The sequence below is a fragment of the Flavonifractor sp. AGMB03687 genome (assembly GCF_017811815.1).
Taxonomy (GTDB): Bacteria; Bacillota; Clostridia; order Oscillospirales; family Oscillospiraceae; genus Flavonifractor.
Map to the genome: position 1 here is coordinate 57002 of NZ_JADKZI010000007.1, position 16078 is coordinate 73079.

Annotated in this window: 16 protein-coding genes; 2 read left to right on the forward strand and 14 right to left on the reverse strand. The window is 52.2% G+C overall.

Annotation, left to right across the window (positions count from 1 at the left end; all coding sequences use genetic code 11):
* Positions 1–8: 8 nt before the first annotated feature.
* From J9789_RS13485 to J9789_RS13520, 8 genes are all read right to left on the reverse strand, one after another.
* Complete coding sequence (locus tag J9789_RS13485) at positions 9–1475, reverse strand: restriction endonuclease subunit S (RefSeq protein ID WP_195969437.1); 1467 nt, start codon at positions 1473–1475, stop codon at positions 9–11.
* On the reverse strand, positions 1469–3496 hold the full coding sequence (locus J9789_RS13490) for an N-6 DNA methylase (protein ID WP_176923696.1): 2028 nt from the start codon (positions 3494–3496) through the stop codon (positions 1469–1471). The genes J9789_RS13485 and J9789_RS13490 overlap by 7 nt, the downstream gene beginning before the upstream one ends.
* The gene (locus tag J9789_RS13495; RefSeq protein WP_118564178.1) at positions 3489–3746 is read right to left on the reverse strand and encodes a helix-turn-helix transcriptional regulator; all 258 of its coding nucleotides are present in this window, start codon (positions 3744–3746) and stop codon (positions 3489–3491) included. The genes J9789_RS13490 and J9789_RS13495 overlap by 8 nt, the downstream gene beginning before the upstream one ends.
* A gap of 116 nt (positions 3747–3862) precedes the next feature.
* Entirely contained in the window at positions 3863–4114 is a 252-nt protein-coding gene (locus tag J9789_RS13500; RefSeq protein WP_118564177.1) for a DUF6061 family protein, read from the reverse strand.
* 451 nt (positions 4115–4565) lie between these two features.
* Positions 4566–5741, reverse strand: a complete 1176-nt coding sequence (locus J9789_RS13505; RefSeq protein WP_209346225.1) for an AAA family ATPase — start codon at positions 5739–5741, stop codon at positions 4566–4568.
* Complete coding sequence (locus J9789_RS13510) at positions 5731–6066, reverse strand: hypothetical protein (RefSeq protein WP_108981136.1); 336 nt, start codon at positions 6064–6066, stop codon at positions 5731–5733. Before J9789_RS13510 ends, J9789_RS13505 begins: the two co-directional genes overlap by 11 nt.
* A gap of 2 nt (positions 6067–6068) precedes the next feature.
* A complete protein-coding gene (locus J9789_RS13515) occupies positions 6069–7142 on the reverse strand; it encodes a site-specific integrase (protein WP_209346227.1) in 1074 nt (357 codons plus the stop codon).
* A gap of 2 nt (positions 7143–7144) precedes the next feature.
* Positions 7145–7339, reverse strand: a complete 195-nt coding sequence (locus tag J9789_RS13520; protein ID WP_209346229.1) for a helix-turn-helix domain-containing protein — start codon at positions 7337–7339, stop codon at positions 7145–7147.
* A 302-nt stretch (positions 7340–7641) separates the two neighbouring features.
* Between J9789_RS13520 and J9789_RS13525 the strand changes: the two genes are divergently transcribed.
* Together J9789_RS13525 and J9789_RS13530 are read left to right on the forward strand one after the other, a co-directional pair.
* Positions 7642–8163, forward strand: coding sequence for a helix-turn-helix transcriptional regulator (locus J9789_RS13525; protein ID WP_118564173.1), 522 nt, complete (start codon positions 7642–7644; stop codon positions 8161–8163).
* Positions 8164–8182: 19 nt separating this feature from the next.
* The gene (locus J9789_RS13530; protein ID WP_118564172.1) at positions 8183–8788 is read left to right on the forward strand and encodes a hypothetical protein; all 606 of its coding nucleotides are present in this window, start codon (positions 8183–8185) and stop codon (positions 8786–8788) included.
* Between the two features lie 147 nt (positions 8789–8935).
* Here J9789_RS13530 and guaA read toward each other — a convergent pair whose 3' ends face one another.
* From guaA to J9789_RS13560, 6 genes are all read right to left on the reverse strand, one after another.
* The gene (guaA, locus tag J9789_RS13535) at positions 8936–10225 is read right to left on the reverse strand and encodes a glutamine-hydrolyzing GMP synthase (protein WP_209346231.1); all 1290 of its coding nucleotides are present in this window, start codon (positions 10223–10225) and stop codon (positions 8936–8938) included.
* Between the two features lie 92 nt (positions 10226–10317).
* Positions 10318–10779, reverse strand: a complete 462-nt coding sequence (locus J9789_RS13540) for a helix-turn-helix transcriptional regulator (RefSeq protein ID WP_209346233.1) — start codon at positions 10777–10779, stop codon at positions 10318–10320.
* A gap of 68 nt (positions 10780–10847) precedes the next feature.
* Positions 10848–11879: an ABC transporter permease gene (locus tag J9789_RS13545; protein WP_209346234.1), complete on the reverse strand. Its 1032-nt coding sequence runs from the start codon at positions 11877–11879 to the stop codon at positions 10848–10850.
* The gene (locus tag J9789_RS13550) at positions 11876–13141 is read right to left on the reverse strand and encodes an ABC transporter permease (protein WP_209346236.1); all 1266 of its coding nucleotides are present in this window, start codon (positions 13139–13141) and stop codon (positions 11876–11878) included. The genes J9789_RS13545 and J9789_RS13550 overlap by 4 nt, the downstream gene beginning before the upstream one ends.
* Positions 13138–14679 carry an ABC transporter ATP-binding protein gene (locus J9789_RS13555; RefSeq protein ID WP_209346238.1) on the reverse strand — a complete coding sequence of 514 codons (1542 nt, stop codon included), beginning with the start codon at positions 14677–14679 and terminating at the stop codon, positions 13138–13140. Before J9789_RS13555 ends, J9789_RS13550 begins: the two co-directional genes overlap by 4 nt.
* 150 nt (positions 14680–14829) lie before the next feature.
* On the reverse strand, positions 14830–16044 hold the full coding sequence (locus J9789_RS13560; protein WP_209346240.1) for a BMP family ABC transporter substrate-binding protein: 1215 nt from the start codon (positions 16042–16044) through the stop codon (positions 14830–14832).
* Positions 16045–16078 lie beyond the last annotated feature (34 nt).

Here is a 16078-nt window from a genome sequence, read left to right on the forward strand (position 1 = left end):
TAATCACCTCACTTTGCAAAAAGCACTTTTTGATCCATCGTTCTCAAAGCCTTTTGCTCAAGCAGGTAAGCTTCATAACGTTTTTGATTTGCCTGGAGCGCAAGCTTATTTATTCTATCCTGAATTTCGGCATTTTTCAGAATAGGGATTGGTATTTGACTCACATGCGTTGCATCAATCTCATCAATTACAGACCCATACGTATAGCGTGTAATCAACCGATAGCCATATTGCGAAGACAAAAATACACTCAGATATCCAGCTATTTCATTATTTGCAGGCACTACACGAATAATGTGTTGATTAGCTGTCCAATTCTCCCAGTGTTTTCCGACCAGCGCAACTTTTCCTATGGTTCCACTACAAGTTATAAGCGTCATGTTTTCATGCAGTTCTAGTTGTTCCTCTATACGCTCACCGTGCTGTGTTACCGAAAGATACTTCTTATTTGTAGGGTCTAATTCTCCTAATTGTTTGCCACCGATAAAAATTCGCCCATGTCCTTCATCTACATAGACACGCTTGAATCGGCCCGGTAGAATAACATTACGGCTTATCCTGCAATCACCAATCGTCGTCACCTCTGCTGCGTTTTTATTGAGATAATCAACGATAGCTTTTACAATAGGCACATGATAAGACGCATCCACACGGTTGTTAAGTTGACTTAATTTTACCAGAAAAGTTTCAACTGGAGCATCCTGAACGAAATCATCCACTCCAATCTCTTCAATGGGAGGTAATTTCAATTCCTGCACCAACAAATCCATAGCTTCATCCAGCAATTTATTGGATTCATCTCTGAGAGCATAGGAATCAATGACCATCTTATGAATTTCCTGTTTGATTTCTACCGGTGCATTTGGGATAGGAACGTCAGCTAAATGTTCAGGTTCAATATGCGTAATAACCGCTCCATAGCTATTGGTCAACAATATTTGCTGTCCAATTTTACTCTTAAGATATGCATAAATGTATCCTGCGTTATCATCGTTACTATCAATCCGCAATAGATCATGGCTGAAAATCAATCCGTCGAGGGTATCCGACACATAAGCCACTTTTCCAATTGTGCCAGAACACGTCATAAGAATTTGGCCTTTTTTGACTCGCAGAGCATCGATATCGGTATCCGTACGCTTAGAGATATAGCCGTCTGGAGTAGGCTTTATATCCACAATAGAAGATGGCTGATAAATTGGATACTCAGAGTGGTCTACCCAAATTCTCTTAAACCGCGCTCCAGTGTAAGAACTCGTTAGTCCATCATCCCCACCCAAAGCTATTGCTGGGAATTTACCGTGGATTACGATTTCTCTAGCCTGTTTTGCCTCCACATCATATACGCTGGCTTCCAAACGCTTCCCACGTGCGATAATATCTGAAAGTGTAACAGAACACCATTTTACAGGAGATTCATCAATTTCAGCTTCTTCGAAATTCTGAAGCTGATAAGCAACATTCTCGCTTACCATGATAACCCCTCTCTCTTTTTCCATTCAGCAAAAATAGGCGGTACATCCGATGTTTGGTCATCTTCAACCTTTCTCTTTTGCTCATGTGCTACAGTTCGAGATCCGTCTCCCGTTTTTCCTAATACCAAAACGCTGCTTGTATCCGGGACTAAAATTTCATTTCCTTCTTTATCTCGCTTAAAGATCGGATTTCCACGCTTATCATGACCAACCTTATCCACCATTGCCATGAAAATGTTATAATCAGCCATCGTACCGCTTTTTTCCTCAGCGTCCTTTTGCTCCTTGGTTTTCTTCTGCAAGAATAAGACCGATGTCTGTGTACCGTTTCTCGGCTGGAATGTATCGACATGGAGATCAACACTAGCAATTATGCGGTGGTTTTTAATTAACCACTCACGGATATACCCCAGTCCTGGTGCACCTAAAATATTGTCAGGTAATACTATGCCCATTCTACCGCCAGGAACAAGAAGCTGCGTGCAGCGTTCAACAAACAAAATTTCAGGAGGAACGGACGACTGCAAACGATCAGTCATCTTCCAAGTATTGGAGTCTTTATCGTTTTCCCAAACATGTGCGAGATCAAATTGTTCCAAAATATCTTTATCTTTAATAGGAATTTTACTGCCAAACGGTGGATTAGTTACAATCACATCAAAAAAGCCAATAGTTGAATGGTTACGAATACTCGACTTGTCAATTCCTAAAGCTTCAGCAAGACTCGTCCTGAAATCTTCGGTCCATTCATGAGGAGGCAACAAAGAGTTGTTTTGCAGAATATTTCCGCTTCCGTCATTATTCATGACCATGTTCATCTTAGTTGCTTTAACCAAGTCAGGATTTATATCAAAGCCAAAGTAATTTACTTTGGCCATATCCGATACCCGATCCTGAAATGCGTTTTCAGCATCAGAATCCCACTTATCACGAGGGACTCCTAATTCTTTTGCAAAATCTCTTTCAAGTTGACTCATAACATGTGTCATAGCCGTAACTAAAAATCCGCCTGTGCCACATGAACTGTCCAATACCTTTTCATCCACTTGGGGATTGATCATTTCAACGACCATCTTCATAACATTACGTGGAGTAAAGAATTCTCCTCGATCTCCACGCAAGTTAGCGCCGACAATTTCTTCGTAGGCTTTGCCCTTAATGTCAATATTAGTATGAAGTAAGCTGTACTTTTGAAGCTCACTCACAATATATGCCAAACTCCGAGGCGAAAGCTTGATTTCATCGTTTGTGTCAAAGATCAACCGATATTTTTTCTTGTTTTTTACTCTTTCAAAAATTTTGGAAATTCTTTTTTTAACTGTAAGTTGACCATCAGGATTCGAACGTTCTTCCGATGTAGCATAAAACTCAAGTGGCTTCGGAATGTTTCGTTCATCTTCAATTTTGCAAAAGATAACCTTCAATAGTTCAAAAAAAGCGGGTTGCTTTTGCATACCATCATTAACATAAATATGATTATGGCAGGTCTTGAAGGTGAACAAAAGGTTATCATCATATGCGTTTTTAAGAGACGCACGACTCGGACGATTGATATCTTCCAAATTCCCATCGGCAGACGGAATATCATTGTAATCCATAAAGTCAATCTGACCTTTATCATTTACATATTTCCGAAAAACTTCTTTTTGTCTGCCGTTTGTCCACATGCCCCACTCACAGTTAGGACATGCGGACATGTAAGATTTTAATTGTTCAACGCCATCCTTAGCGTTTCTTGCATCTACAGTTTCTTTTTTGCACTCAATAATGATCTTGATATTTTCCTGGGTCTGTGCGGTGTCTTTAGACTCAAAAATAACAATATCAGCTCTAGGCTTTCTAGAGCCCAACTGTAGCGTGTACTCTACTCGAATTTGTTCTGGAAAATATTTGTGTTCATTTACTAACCGCTTTTCGACAGTTTGACGCACATATTCTTCAGGTGTGTCATTACGAAATTTTCCATCTATGTAGTCACATATTTTCCCTTCCGGGATAACAATTACTTTTGTATCAGCCATTGCCCTTCTCTCCATTTCTTTCATTCGGGTGGACATATCGAATAATGTCCGACAACTCACAATTCAACGCATAGCAAATTCGTGCAAGGACATCAAGATCTGGTCGCTTAATATTGTTTTTACAATACGAGTTCAGTTGTGTTCTTTGCAAATTAGCTTTTTCTGAAAGCTGATTTTTGCTAATGCTATTTTGCTTCAGAAAATCCGCAAGGACAATATCAAAATGTCCATAGTCACAAGGCCCATCCATTTAGATCATCCTCCTTATATTTTATTATAGCAAACATTGTCAATATGTACAGCTGTAATTATATACACTCCACGGCATTGAAGTTTAGAATAGTGTTTGGGATGACGGCCTGAATCTCAGCTTTTATCTAAAGATTCATACTCTGTCACGGCTTTCAAATATAGTTCTGGCTCACCATTCAAAATCAGTTCGGCATAGGACAGCGGATCGTTGTAGATTAGCCAGTCCAGCTCTGACCGCTGGTACATACTGTTTGCCACCTCGTTCTCCACGGCGGTGCAGTCGATGGAGAGCAGCGTCCCGTCATCCAGGCGCAGCTCCACGCAGGCGGTGTCCAGGTTGAACTCACAGGACAAAACCTTTCTCATAGTCGTTACCTCCCAATACTTAATTTCAGTTGGTTTTCCGTAGCGGTACAAGGGCCGTTTCGGTTATTTTAGTTACCGGCAAGCAATGCGTGTGGATAGCCACACACAAATCCGGCAAGCAATGCGAGTGTTCATACACACTCACATTTCCTGCCGTCTGCTTGTTGAGGGCAACGCCCCCAAGCCCCTTTTGAACACAGAATTTCATTCTGTGGCTGCGCGTTCTCCGAACGCTTTTTTGTCTGTGCCCAGTGCCCCGTTTCGGAGCATAGGGGTGCGTGAATCGCTCACCCCTTTTGCTAATATGGTACTCCCTAAAATAGGGCTTCCCTTGGAAGATGGGGTGGTAAAATGCCACCCCAGATTTTCCGTTCCGCGACGGTTGCGACGGTCGCAACGGTGCTGGGAGTACCCCTCAAAACACCGCCGCGACCGTTGCGAGCGTCGCGCTTTACTCGATTACTTCAAACGCGGGGGCTTCCACCACCATGTAGGTCAGCCGGATACGCCGCCCGGCGTGCTTGGTTTTGTTCTCGTACTTCACCTGATGTTCTTCCGATAGGCGGCTGGCATTCACATTCAGATGCTTGGTAAGCCGGTTCACCGCCATGTCTGTTTGAATCGCTTGGGCCAGCTCGGTGGGGCTGCCTTCCCATTCCCGGTTGTCAGCAGATACGATCTTTGCCACGGCTTCCAGTACCGGATCTGGGGGTTGCTTCCAAAGCTCATTCTCTGCATGGTCGAGCCCCCAAACTAGGCTCTCTTGGTCCTTGCTTAGATACAGCCGCTGATCCGGCTGGTCTCTGCCCACAACCTCCAAGGTTGCCTTACTATCCGTCCGCTTTTCCTTCTGCATCAGGAGCGCTCCATCCGCACAGCCCAGCAAGCCCGTAGTGCCGGAAATCATCTCAAAGCTGTCTCCCGCAGGCTGCTTTCTGGTGTGGTGGACGATCAGGGCGCAGACACCATAACGGTCAGCAAATTGTTTCAGTCTGCCGATTACCTCATAGTCGCTGGAGTAACTGTAACTGTCGCTCACCGCTTCCCGGACTTTTTGTAGGGTATCCACGATAATCAGCTTGGTTTCACCGTGTTCCCGAACGAACTTTTCCAGCTGTTCATCCAGGCCACCGCCGATCATTTTAGCGTTGGTGGCGAAGTGGAGGGAGCTTGTCCCCTCCACTCCGAACATTCGGAACATCCGGCGCTGCAACCGGCTCTCATCATCTTCTAGGGCAAGATAGAGCACGGTTCCCTGATGGACTTTGTAGCCCCACAGGTCTTGCCCGGTACTGATATGGTGGGCGATTTGCGCCACCAGGAAAGACTTGCCGATTTTGGGCGCTCCGGCAAGGATGTACGCTCCTGTATAGAGCAGGTTCTCAATCACCGCAGACTTGCCCTCGAACACATTGTCCATCAGCTCGTCCAGGGTCACAGTATGCAGATAGGCCGGGTCACTCATGCGGCGCATTTTCCGGTAAAGTTCCTCCAAATCTCTTTCGGGGGAATTGCTTTTTTCGTCTGAATCTGGTATAGTGGTCTTGGAATTTTGAGAGATTGACTGCCCATCATCTGCGCCAACAGATGAACTATGGGCGGTCATTTTCTTTATCTCATCGGTCATAGGCAAAGTCCTCCTGCATCCCGTTCATAATGGTTGCGATCATCTGGATGGTGTCCAGCAGCTCATCGTTTACGCCCTGCCCGGCCTCAATCCGGCGCAGCTCGTCCAGTACGGCGGCCAGCTGGTCCCGCAGGGCCTTGTAAACTCTGGGATTGCCCTGGACCACCACATCCCGGCAAAGCAGCCGCCGGATGATGTAATCCTGCTTGGTCAAGCCGGTGAGCTTCACCGCCGTCTCGATCTGGGTATCCTCTTCCGGGGAGACCCGAAAAGCCACGGTCTTGTTCCTCCAACGGTTGTGCTTGTCCAAATTCTTTGCTGACATTTTTAATTGCCCCTTTCCATGTTTAATTTATCCGCCATTTCCGCCTGCTTGGACGGAAACAGGTGCGCATAATTGTAGGTGATGTCAATGCTCTCATGGCCCACCCGGTCCGCGATGGCCGTGGCAGAGAATCCCATGTCAATCAGAAGCGACACCGCGCTATGACGAATATCGTGGATTCTGATGCGCGGCACCCCGGCTTCTTTGGCTCCCCGGTCCATCTCCCGGTGGAGATAGCTCTTGGTGACGGTAAACATCCGGTCATCCGGCCCGATGCCGTAAAGCATCTTGATGTAATCCTGGATTTCCTCGGCCAGAAACTGCGGCATGGTAATGACCCGATTGCTCTTTTCCGTCTTGGGGGTGGTAATCAAGTCCTGGCCGTTCAGCCGCTGATAGGACTTGTTGATGGTAACGGTACACTTCTCGAAGTCAAAGTCCGCCGGGGTCAGGGCCAGCAGCTCCCCCTCCCGGATACCGCACCAATAGAGCATCTCGAAGGCGTAGAAAGACAGCGGTTTATCCATCATCACATCGGCAAATTTCAGGTACTGTTCCTTGGTCCAGAACATCATCTCCCGGTTTTTCTTCTTGCCCATGCTGCCTGCCTTCTTGCAGGGATTCTCTCGGAGGTTGTAGTACCGAACCGCGTGGTTGAAGATGGCGCTGAGCTGGTTATGAACCGTCTTGAGATACACAGGCGAGTAGGGCTTACCGTTCTCGTCTTTGTGGTTCAGCATCTCATTCTGCCAGGTGATGATCTGCTGGGCAGTGATGTTGCACATTTTCAGCCTGCCGAAGTAGGGCAGCAGCTTGGTACGGATAATGTGATCCTTGGTGGCCCAGGTGTTTTCCTTGAGCCGGGTTTTCATATCCGCTGTGTAGAGGTCCACAAAGCTCCTGAAGGTCATGTCCAGATCAGCGCTGGTCTTGTTGAGCTGTTCGCGCTCCCAGGCCTGTGCCTCCCGTTTGGTCTTGAAGCCCCGCTTCTGGGTCTGCTTGCGCTCGCCGTTCCAATCGGTGTAGCGGTAGACCGCCCGCCAGGTGTTGGTCTTTCCTTCCTTGTAGACTGCCATGATTAGCCCTCCTTTTCCGTTTTGCCGTAGCAAAACTTCTCCATGAAAAAGTTTCGGTTGACCCGCCCGGAGATGGTCAGATAGCCCTTCTCCCGGAGTTCGGCGTTGAGCTTGTGGATCACCTTGTAGGCGTGGGACTTGGAGATGCCCAGCTCCTGGGCCACTTCCTGCACGCGCATAAAGTTTTGTGCCTGCATTGAAAATACCTTCCTTTCTTCGTTGATGACTGCTTCGGATGGATGTTGTGTTCCATAAATGCCTCCTCACTTTCGTCCGCCACTTTCTTCCCGGATGTATAACCAGCGTTTGCGGCAGTTCTTTTTTATTTATTGGTTCTAAGCTATTATGCTTAGTCTATTGTCATTATACTAAGCATAATAGCTTATGTCAATCGGAGTACGCAAAATAAATTAAATAAAATTGTTTAGTATTCCCTTGACTTTACTAAGCATTTCTGCTACGCTTTTCTTAAAGACAACCAACGATTGGAGTGTATGATATGGCGATTGGCGAACGGATTCACTTTTTCCGTCTCCTGCGGGGGATGACACAAAAATATCTTGGTATGGCGCTGGGCTTCCCGGAGAAGTCTGCCGATGTGCGCCTCGCGCAGTACGAAACAGGGTCAAGAACCCCTAAAGCAGACCTGACTGCCGCCCTGGCCCAGGTACTGGATGTCTCACCCCATGCACTCTCTGTCCCGGACATAGACTCCTATGTAGGGCTCATGCACACCCTGTTTACCCTGGAGGACAACTACGGGCTCAAGATCAGCGAGATGGATGGAGAAGTCTGCTTGAAGGTTGATGTGCGGAAGAGCAAGGACGCCGCCCGGCTGCATGAGATGCTCTGTTCCTGGCAACAGGCCGCTGCCATGCTGGAGGCGGGCGAAATTTCCAAAGAAGATTACGACAAGTGGCGCTACCACTATCCGGAGTTTGATAGGACTCAAAAGAAGACAAAGACGCTATCGCAAGAACTCAGCAATATCATGGTGGAAGCTTTAAAAGATGAAAAATAACTATAAGGAGTGCTCTTAGATGGTAGAGGCTTTAACACTAACAAGGCTTCACGAAGAAGTCCGCGAACGCTATGCCCATGATGAACAATGTGTTGTTGGCATTATGATGGCACGATACGATTTAGGCGTGACAAAGGACATAGTTGAGCAAAACTATCAGTATTGGCACCGCAATACTAGAAAGTACTTTGATGTGTTTTGGGCTGGATATGGTGCATATTTACCCCCAAGTGATGAGTCTTTAACTAAAACGATACTTAAATTTCCCGGTAATACTCAAAGAGCATACTTTGACCTGGATGCATTCATTGAAATCAAAGACCAGTTTAATGAGTACTTTAGCTCTCCTTATGAAGACAAACTTCAACTAATTCTTGTAAACTATCGCAACGGCCAATTACATTTTAGTGAATCTCTAAAAATTGACTTAGAAGAAAACCTTGACCCAAACTACGCAAAAATACGAAAAATAATGGAATTTGTAACTAATGAATGCCGTTCAGAATATGAGGTAGCTCCAATTGCCAAAAAGTTAAAATTAGGAAAATTGAAGGATACTTTTAAAGGCATTACTTTAAGCGATGTAATCAATGCAGCCATAGGAATTGCAGGACTAACAGTTTAATATGATGCAAAAAAAGAGCTAACTGACTAATCAAAATCAGTTAGCTCTTTTTTTATGAATAATGAAAAAGTGTTGCCAAATCGTTGCCACGGATGGCCTTAACCTCTAAAAAAACCAGTTATATCAGGCTTTTCCGAGTCTCTGAAATCATTCCCATTCGATGGTCCCCGTGGGCTTGGGCGTCAGGTCAAAGAGCACCCGGTTGACCCCCTTCACCTCATGGGTGATGCGGTCTGTAATGTGCTGCAGCAGGGCAAAGGGCACATCCTCCACAGTGGCAGTCATAGCATCCACGGTGTTCACCGCCCGGATGATCACCGGCCACTCGTCGGCCCGCTTGCCGTCCCGGACGCCTACGCTCTTGATGTCGGGGATGGCGGTAAAGTACTGCCACACCTTGCCCTCCAGGCCGTTCTTGGCAAATTCCTCCCGCAGGATCGCGTCAGACTCCCGCACCGCCTCCAGGCGATCCCGGGTAATGGCCCCCAGGCAGCGCACGCCCAGGCCAGGGCCGGGGAAGGGCTGCCGGTAAACCATGTTGTCGGGCAGGCCCAGGGCCTTGCCGCAGGCACGCACCTCGTCCTTGAAGAGCATCTTCAGGGGCTCCACCAGCTCAAAGTCCAGATCCTCCGGCAGGCCGCCCACGTTGTGGTGGCTCTTCACCGCCTTCACAGTCTTGGTGCCCGACTCAATGATGTCGGGGTAGATGGTGCCCTGCCCCAGGAAGGAGATACCCTCCAGCTTCCGAGCCTCCTCCTCAAAGACGCGGATAAACTCGCCGCCGATGATCTTGCGCTTCTGCTCCGGATCGGCCACGCCGGCCAGCTTGTCCAGGAAACGGTCCACCGCATCCACATAGACCAGATTGGCGTCCATCTCATGGCGGAACACCTGGACCACCTGCTCAGGCTCACCCTTGCGCAGCAGGCCGTGGTTGACGTGGACGCAGGTCAGCTGCTTGCCGATGGCCTTGATAAGCAGAGCAGCCACAACGGAGGAGTCCACACCGCCGGACAGGGCCAGCAGTACCTTCTTATCGCCTACCTGACGGCGGATCAGCTCAATCTGATCAGCGATAAAGTTTTCCATGTTCCAGTTGGCTTCTGCGCCGCACATGCCAAAAATAAAGTTGGACAGGGCCTGCTTCCACACCTCGTCGTCCTCCGGCCAGGGGGCATCCCCCTTGTGGTCCACCAGCAGCACCGGCAGGTCACAGTTATAAATCTCCTTGGACACGTCGATCTCCGCACCGTCTACCACACGGTTGGGACCGCCATTGAGGATGATACCCTTTACGTTGGGCAGAGCCTGTACCTCTGCCAGGGTGATATCGTGGGGGTGAATCTCGCTGTAAACGCCCAGTGCACGGACTTCCCGGGCGATTTTGGCATTTTCTTTGCTGCCAAGGTCCAGAATCAGAATCATGTCCTGCTTCATTGCAGTACCTCCCCGTTTCTTCAAAATAGCTGTGCGCGGCCGCCGGCGGCGCTTTTTGACATTATATCACATTTGTCCCAGCTTGGAAACACTCAGCGGTGCTTGGCCAGCTCTTTCCAGACCGCCTGAGCGATGAGCTCCTGCCCCTCCGGGGAACGCAGGGCCTCCAGCACCATGGCCTTGAACTGGTCCTTAGCCTGCTTGCTGGAGAAGAGGGCGTCCAGCATGGTGGCGCCGCCGCTAGAAGCAGGCTCCGCCTTGGGCCGCTTTACGGCAGGCGTGGGCCGATAGACCGGCTCCTCGTCCGCCGCGCTCAGGCCGCCGCTCATCCAGTCCTCCTGCCGGGTGCGGTCTCCGCTCTCTCCCCGGAGATAGAACAGGGAGACCCCGAAATAGGACGCCATTTTCTCCTGCTGGTCCTTGGTGGGGGTGGCCCGGCCGGTCTCATATTTCTCAATGGCGTTCTTGGGGAAGCCCAGCTCCGCCGCCAGGGCGGGACGGGACAGGCCCTTTTCATTACGCAGGGCCTCAATACGCTGTGCCATGGTAACCATAAATCATCTCTCCTTTTTCTGATGCAGCACAAAAGGGGCCCTGAGGGCCCCTTTTGTCTGTCTGTACTTTACCGCTGACCCTTGTCGTAGGGGATACCTTCCGCCTTGGGCGCTCTGGACTTCTTGGAGGTGAAGGCCAGCACGATCAGGGTGATCAGGTAGGGCAGCATCCGATAGAAATGGGGGCTGACGCCGATCTCCGCCAGCAGGAACACGCCGTCGCCGTTGATGTCGATGCTGGTGTAGGAGGCGGCGATACACTTGAACAGGCCGAACAGCAGGGCCGCACCGGCGATGTTCAGGGGCTTCCAGTTACCGAAGATCATAACCGCCAGGGCCAGGAAGCCAAAGCCGGCCACCTCACCGGTGGAGGCGCAGTTGGCGGTGGTGAGGGCGTACACAAAGCCGCCCATGCCCGCCAGGGCGCCGGAAATGGTAGTACCGGCGTAACGCATCTTATACACGTTGATACCCAGGGAGTCGGCAGCCTGGGGATTCTCACCGCAGGAGCGCAGCCGCAGGCCGAAGCGGGTCTTGTAGAGCAGAATGGACAGCACCACAAACAGGATGATGCAGATATAGGTGGCCAGATAGGTCTTGTCGATGAAGGTGGAGCCGAAGAAGCCCATATCATCGTTGCGTCCATAGCCGAAGAAGCTCTTCTTGATCATGAACCAGCTGGCTGCATCGCCCTGCGCCATCTGCAGAGTGTTCTGGTTGGCCACGATGCGGATGAAGAAGAGCACCAGAGCGGGCGCCAGCAGGTTCAGAGCGGTACCACCGATGGTCTGGTCTGCCTTCAGGTTCACCGAGGCGAAGGAGAGCAGCAGGGAGAAGATAGCACCCAGAATGGCAGCCACCACCATGGCCAGGAGCATGAAGCCCTGCAGGGCCACCCAGTCGCCGGCAGCCTTGGCTTCCACAAAGAAGCCCGCCTGCTGGCTCAGCCGTACAAAGAGCACACCCGCAAAGGCGCCGAAGATCATAATACCTTCCAGAGCCAGGTTGATGATACCGCTGCGCTCGGCGAACACGCCGGCCAGAGCCACGATCATCAGCGGAACGGCATAGATCAGGGTCTGTTGGATCAGGAACGTCATGCCTCACCGCCTCCTTTCTCCGCTGTGCCGCCATCGTCCGGCGGCGGCACCTGCGGTGTGGAAGCCGCATCCACCTTTGCCGCCTTGTGCTTCTTGCGGCCGCTGATCAGCATACGGATCACCAGGGAGAAGGCGCTGAGGTAGACGATGAGAGCAATGATAACGTCGGTGATATACTCGTTGTAGGCCGTCAGATTGGTCATCTGCAGGCCCACGATGTCCAGCATGGACATAAAGCAGCCGGCGAAGATGACACCGATGGGATGGCTGGCCGCCAGCAGGGCCACGGGGATGCCGTTGAAGCCGGTAGCCGGCAGAGTCTGGTAGGCCGAGGTCCAGTAGAACTCGGTGTTGCCGGACAGATAGTAGAGAGCGGCAGCCGCGCCGGACAGAGCGCCGGCAATGGCCATGGACAGCACGATGTTGCGCTTATCAGCGATGCCCGCGTACCGGGCGGCATGGCGGCTGGCGCCGCAGGCCTTGAGCTGGTAGCCCAGGGTGGTCTTGGTCATCAGGATATACACCAGGATGGCGATGATGATGGCCACCACGATGCCGCCGTTGACCTGGGAGCCGGGGAAGAGCTTGTCCAGCCCCAGCTTGGCGGTCTGCACACCGTTGAAGGAGGTCTTGTAGATATAGGCCGTCTTGGTGTTCTCCACATGGTTCTGCAGATTCTCAAACAGGCTGCCGTTGTCAAACAGCCAGGTCACCAGGTTGGCGGCAATCCAGTTGGTCATGATGCAGGCCAACACCTCATTGATGTTGAGGAAGGCCTTCACCAGGCCGGGGATGCAACCCCAGATGGCGCCGGCCAGGCAGCCGCCCACAAAGGCGATCACCCACACCAGGGGCGCAGGCACCACACTGGTGGGAATGGACAGAGCCAGAATCAGGGTGGCGGCAGTACCCATCAGGTACTGGCCGGGGGCACCGATGTTGAACAGGCCTGTCTTGAAGGCCACCGCCACCGACAGACCGGTAAGGATCAGGGGGGTAGCCCGGAAGAGCATATTGCCCATATTGGTGGGATTGAAGCCGAAGGTCAGGGCACCCGCCGCGTTGCGGCCTGTGCTGAACAGGCCGCCGAACACCAGCTGAATGCCCTCCAGGGCACCCTTCAGGCCCAGGTTGGAATTGAAGATACCAACGATGAGGATGATGACCGCGCCCACCGCCATACCGATCAGAATGGCGATCAGAGAGGCCAGCACCGACTTGGTACTTTCTTTCTGCAACAAGGTGGAACCTTTCTCTTTCACGCGCCCTCTCCCTCCTTCTGCGACCGCTTGGCGCCGGCCATGTACAGGCCCAGCTCCTGAACGGTGGTGGTCTTCGGGTCCAGCTCGCCCACGATCTCTCCTTCGTACATCACCAGAATACGGTCAGACAGGCTCATGACCTCATCCAGCTCTAGAGAGACCAGCAGAACGGCGCGGCCCTTATCACGCTCGGCCACCAGCTGCTTGTGGATATACTCGATGGCGCCCACGTCCAGGCCGCGGGTGGGCTGTACCGCCACCAGCAGGGGCTTGTCCCGATCCACTTCCCGGGCAATGATGGCCTTCTGCTGGTTACCGCCGGACATGGACCGTGCGAGGGTCACCGGGCCCTGACCGGAGCGGACATCATACTGCTGGATCAGGGTCTCCGCGTATTCCCGCACGGAACCCTTTTTGATAAAGCCGCCCTGCTGGAACCGGGGCTCCCGGAAGCGCTGAAGCACCATGTTCTGCTCCAGCGTAAAGTCCAGCACCAGACCGTGCTTATGGCGGTCCTCGGGGATATGGCTCATGTTGTTGCCTCTGTGGCGGATAGAGGCATGGGAAATGTCCTCACCGCACAGGGTCACCTTTCCGGCGCTGCACTTCTCCAGGCCGGTAAGGCCGTAGACCAGTTCGGTCTGGCCGTTGCCGTCGATGCCGGCGATACAGACGATCTCGCCCTTGCGCACCTGGAAGCTCACACCGTTCACCGCGTTGCGCTTGTGGCTGTGGGACGGCACCGTGAGGCCCTCCACAGAGAGCACCACATCGCCGGGCTTGGCCGGCTCCTTCTCCACCTGCAGCTGGACGGGACGGCCCACCATCATATTGGACAGGGACTGCTTGTCCGTATCACAGGTATTGACCGTACCCACATACTTGCCCTTGCGGAGTACCGTGACCCGGTCGGCCACCTCCATGATCTCGTTGAGCTTGTGGGAGATGAAGAGGATGCTCTTCCCCTCCTTGGCAAACTCCTTCATGGTGGCCATCAGCTCTTCGATCTCCTGCGGCGTCAACACCGCGGTGGGCTCGTCGAAGATCAGGATCTCGTTGTCCCGGTAGAGCATCTTCAGGATCTCCACGCGCTGCTGCATGCCCACGGTGATATCCTCCACCTTGGCATCCAGGTCCACGCTCAGGCCGTACTTTTTGGAGATCTCCTCCACTTTCTTTCGGGCTTCTTTCTTCTGCAGGAAACCCAGCTTGGTGGTCTCCGCGCCCAGGATGATGTTATCCAGCACGGTAAACACATCCACCAGCTTGAAGTGCTGGTGCACCATACCGATCCCCAGCACGGTGGCGTCATTGGGATTGTTGACCTTCACCCGCTGACCGTTTTTCCGGATTTCCCCTGCCTCGGGCTGGTACAGGCCGAACAGCACGCTCATCAGGGTAGACTTTCCCGCTCCGTTTTCGCCCAGAAGCGCGTGGATCTCCCCTCTCCGAAGCTGAAGGGTGATATCATCGTTGGCAATGATACCGGGAAATTCCTTGGTGATATGGAGCATCTCAATGATGTTCTCAGCTTCCATAGTCCTCACCCCGCCCCCCTTATCAAGAATATGTTTTATTATATAATAATGGCCAAAAAAACACAAGAAATTTATCCTATCTTACAAATAGGAAAGGAGCGCGGGCACTTGCGCGCCCGCGCTCCTTGTTCGTACAGATACGGGTTAGGATCAGATCACGTTCAGAGTGAGGTTGCTCCACTCGGTGGTATCCAGCTTGGAGTAGTCGTTGTCCACCACCAGGGTGCCATCGACCATCTGTTGATACAGAGCCTCGTACTCCTCCACGGAGAAGGTCTCGAAGCGCCAAGAGCTATCAGTGGTGGGCAGCTCAACAGCGTTCTCCTTCACACCCAGAGAGGTGGCGGTGCCGCCGATGGTGTCGAAGGTGTCGTCAGAGACATGGCCCACAGCCCACTGCACAGCGTCAGACAGGCCCTTCATAGCGGAGGTGACCACGCTGTCGGACTCGCCGGCCTGGTCAACGTCGACGCCGATGACATAGCCGTCATTGGCGGAAGCGGCGGCGGCGATGGACTGGAACATGGAACCGCCGCAGGCAAAGACGATCTCAGTGCCGTTGGCGTACCAGCCGCTGATCATGGTCTGCAGCTCGGTGGAACCGGAGAAGGTGGCACCGTACTGCCAGGAGTAGTTCATCTCAACGTTGGTGCCCATCTCGGTAGCAGCAGCGTTGGCGCCCTGAACATAGCCATAGCCGAAGCGGCAGCAGGCGGGGTTGGTGCCGCCGCCACCACCGGAGAAGCCCAGCTTGGTGAAGCCGTCCTTCACGGCAGCGTAACCGGCCAGATAGCCAGCCTGCTCCTCGTTGAAGGCGATGCCAGCCACGTTGGCCAGGGTATTGCCAGCGTCATCGCTGAGGGGATAACCGTCGATGAACACGAAGGGAACCTCGGGGAACTCGATGGCAGCCTTCTTCAGCGCGGCCTCCTGCAGGTAGCCGGCGCACACGACCACCTCAGCGCCGCCCTCAACAGCGGCCTTCATGGCGTCGTAACGGTCATCGTCGGTAGCCTCGCTGCCGTTGGCGGGCTGATAGTACTTGTAGGACTTGCCGTTGGCGGAGGCATACAGCTTCACGCCGTCGAAGGTGCCCTGGTTAAAGGACTTATCCTTCAGCTGACCCACGTCGGTGACGAAAGCAACCTGATACTTGCCGTCCTCGGAGGTCATGGTGTCGGGGATGGTGTCGGGATCGACAGCGCCGGTCTCCTCACCGCCGGGAGTGGTCTCCACGGTGCCGGGGGTCTCGGTGTTGCCGCTGGGAGTCTCAGTGTTGCCCTGAGAACCGCCGCCGCAGGCAGCCAGTCCAAAGATCATGGCAAGAGAGAGCAGCAGCGCAAGGAGCTTCTTGGACTTCTTCAATGTAATCTACCTTCCTTTCATACAAATCGCCCAG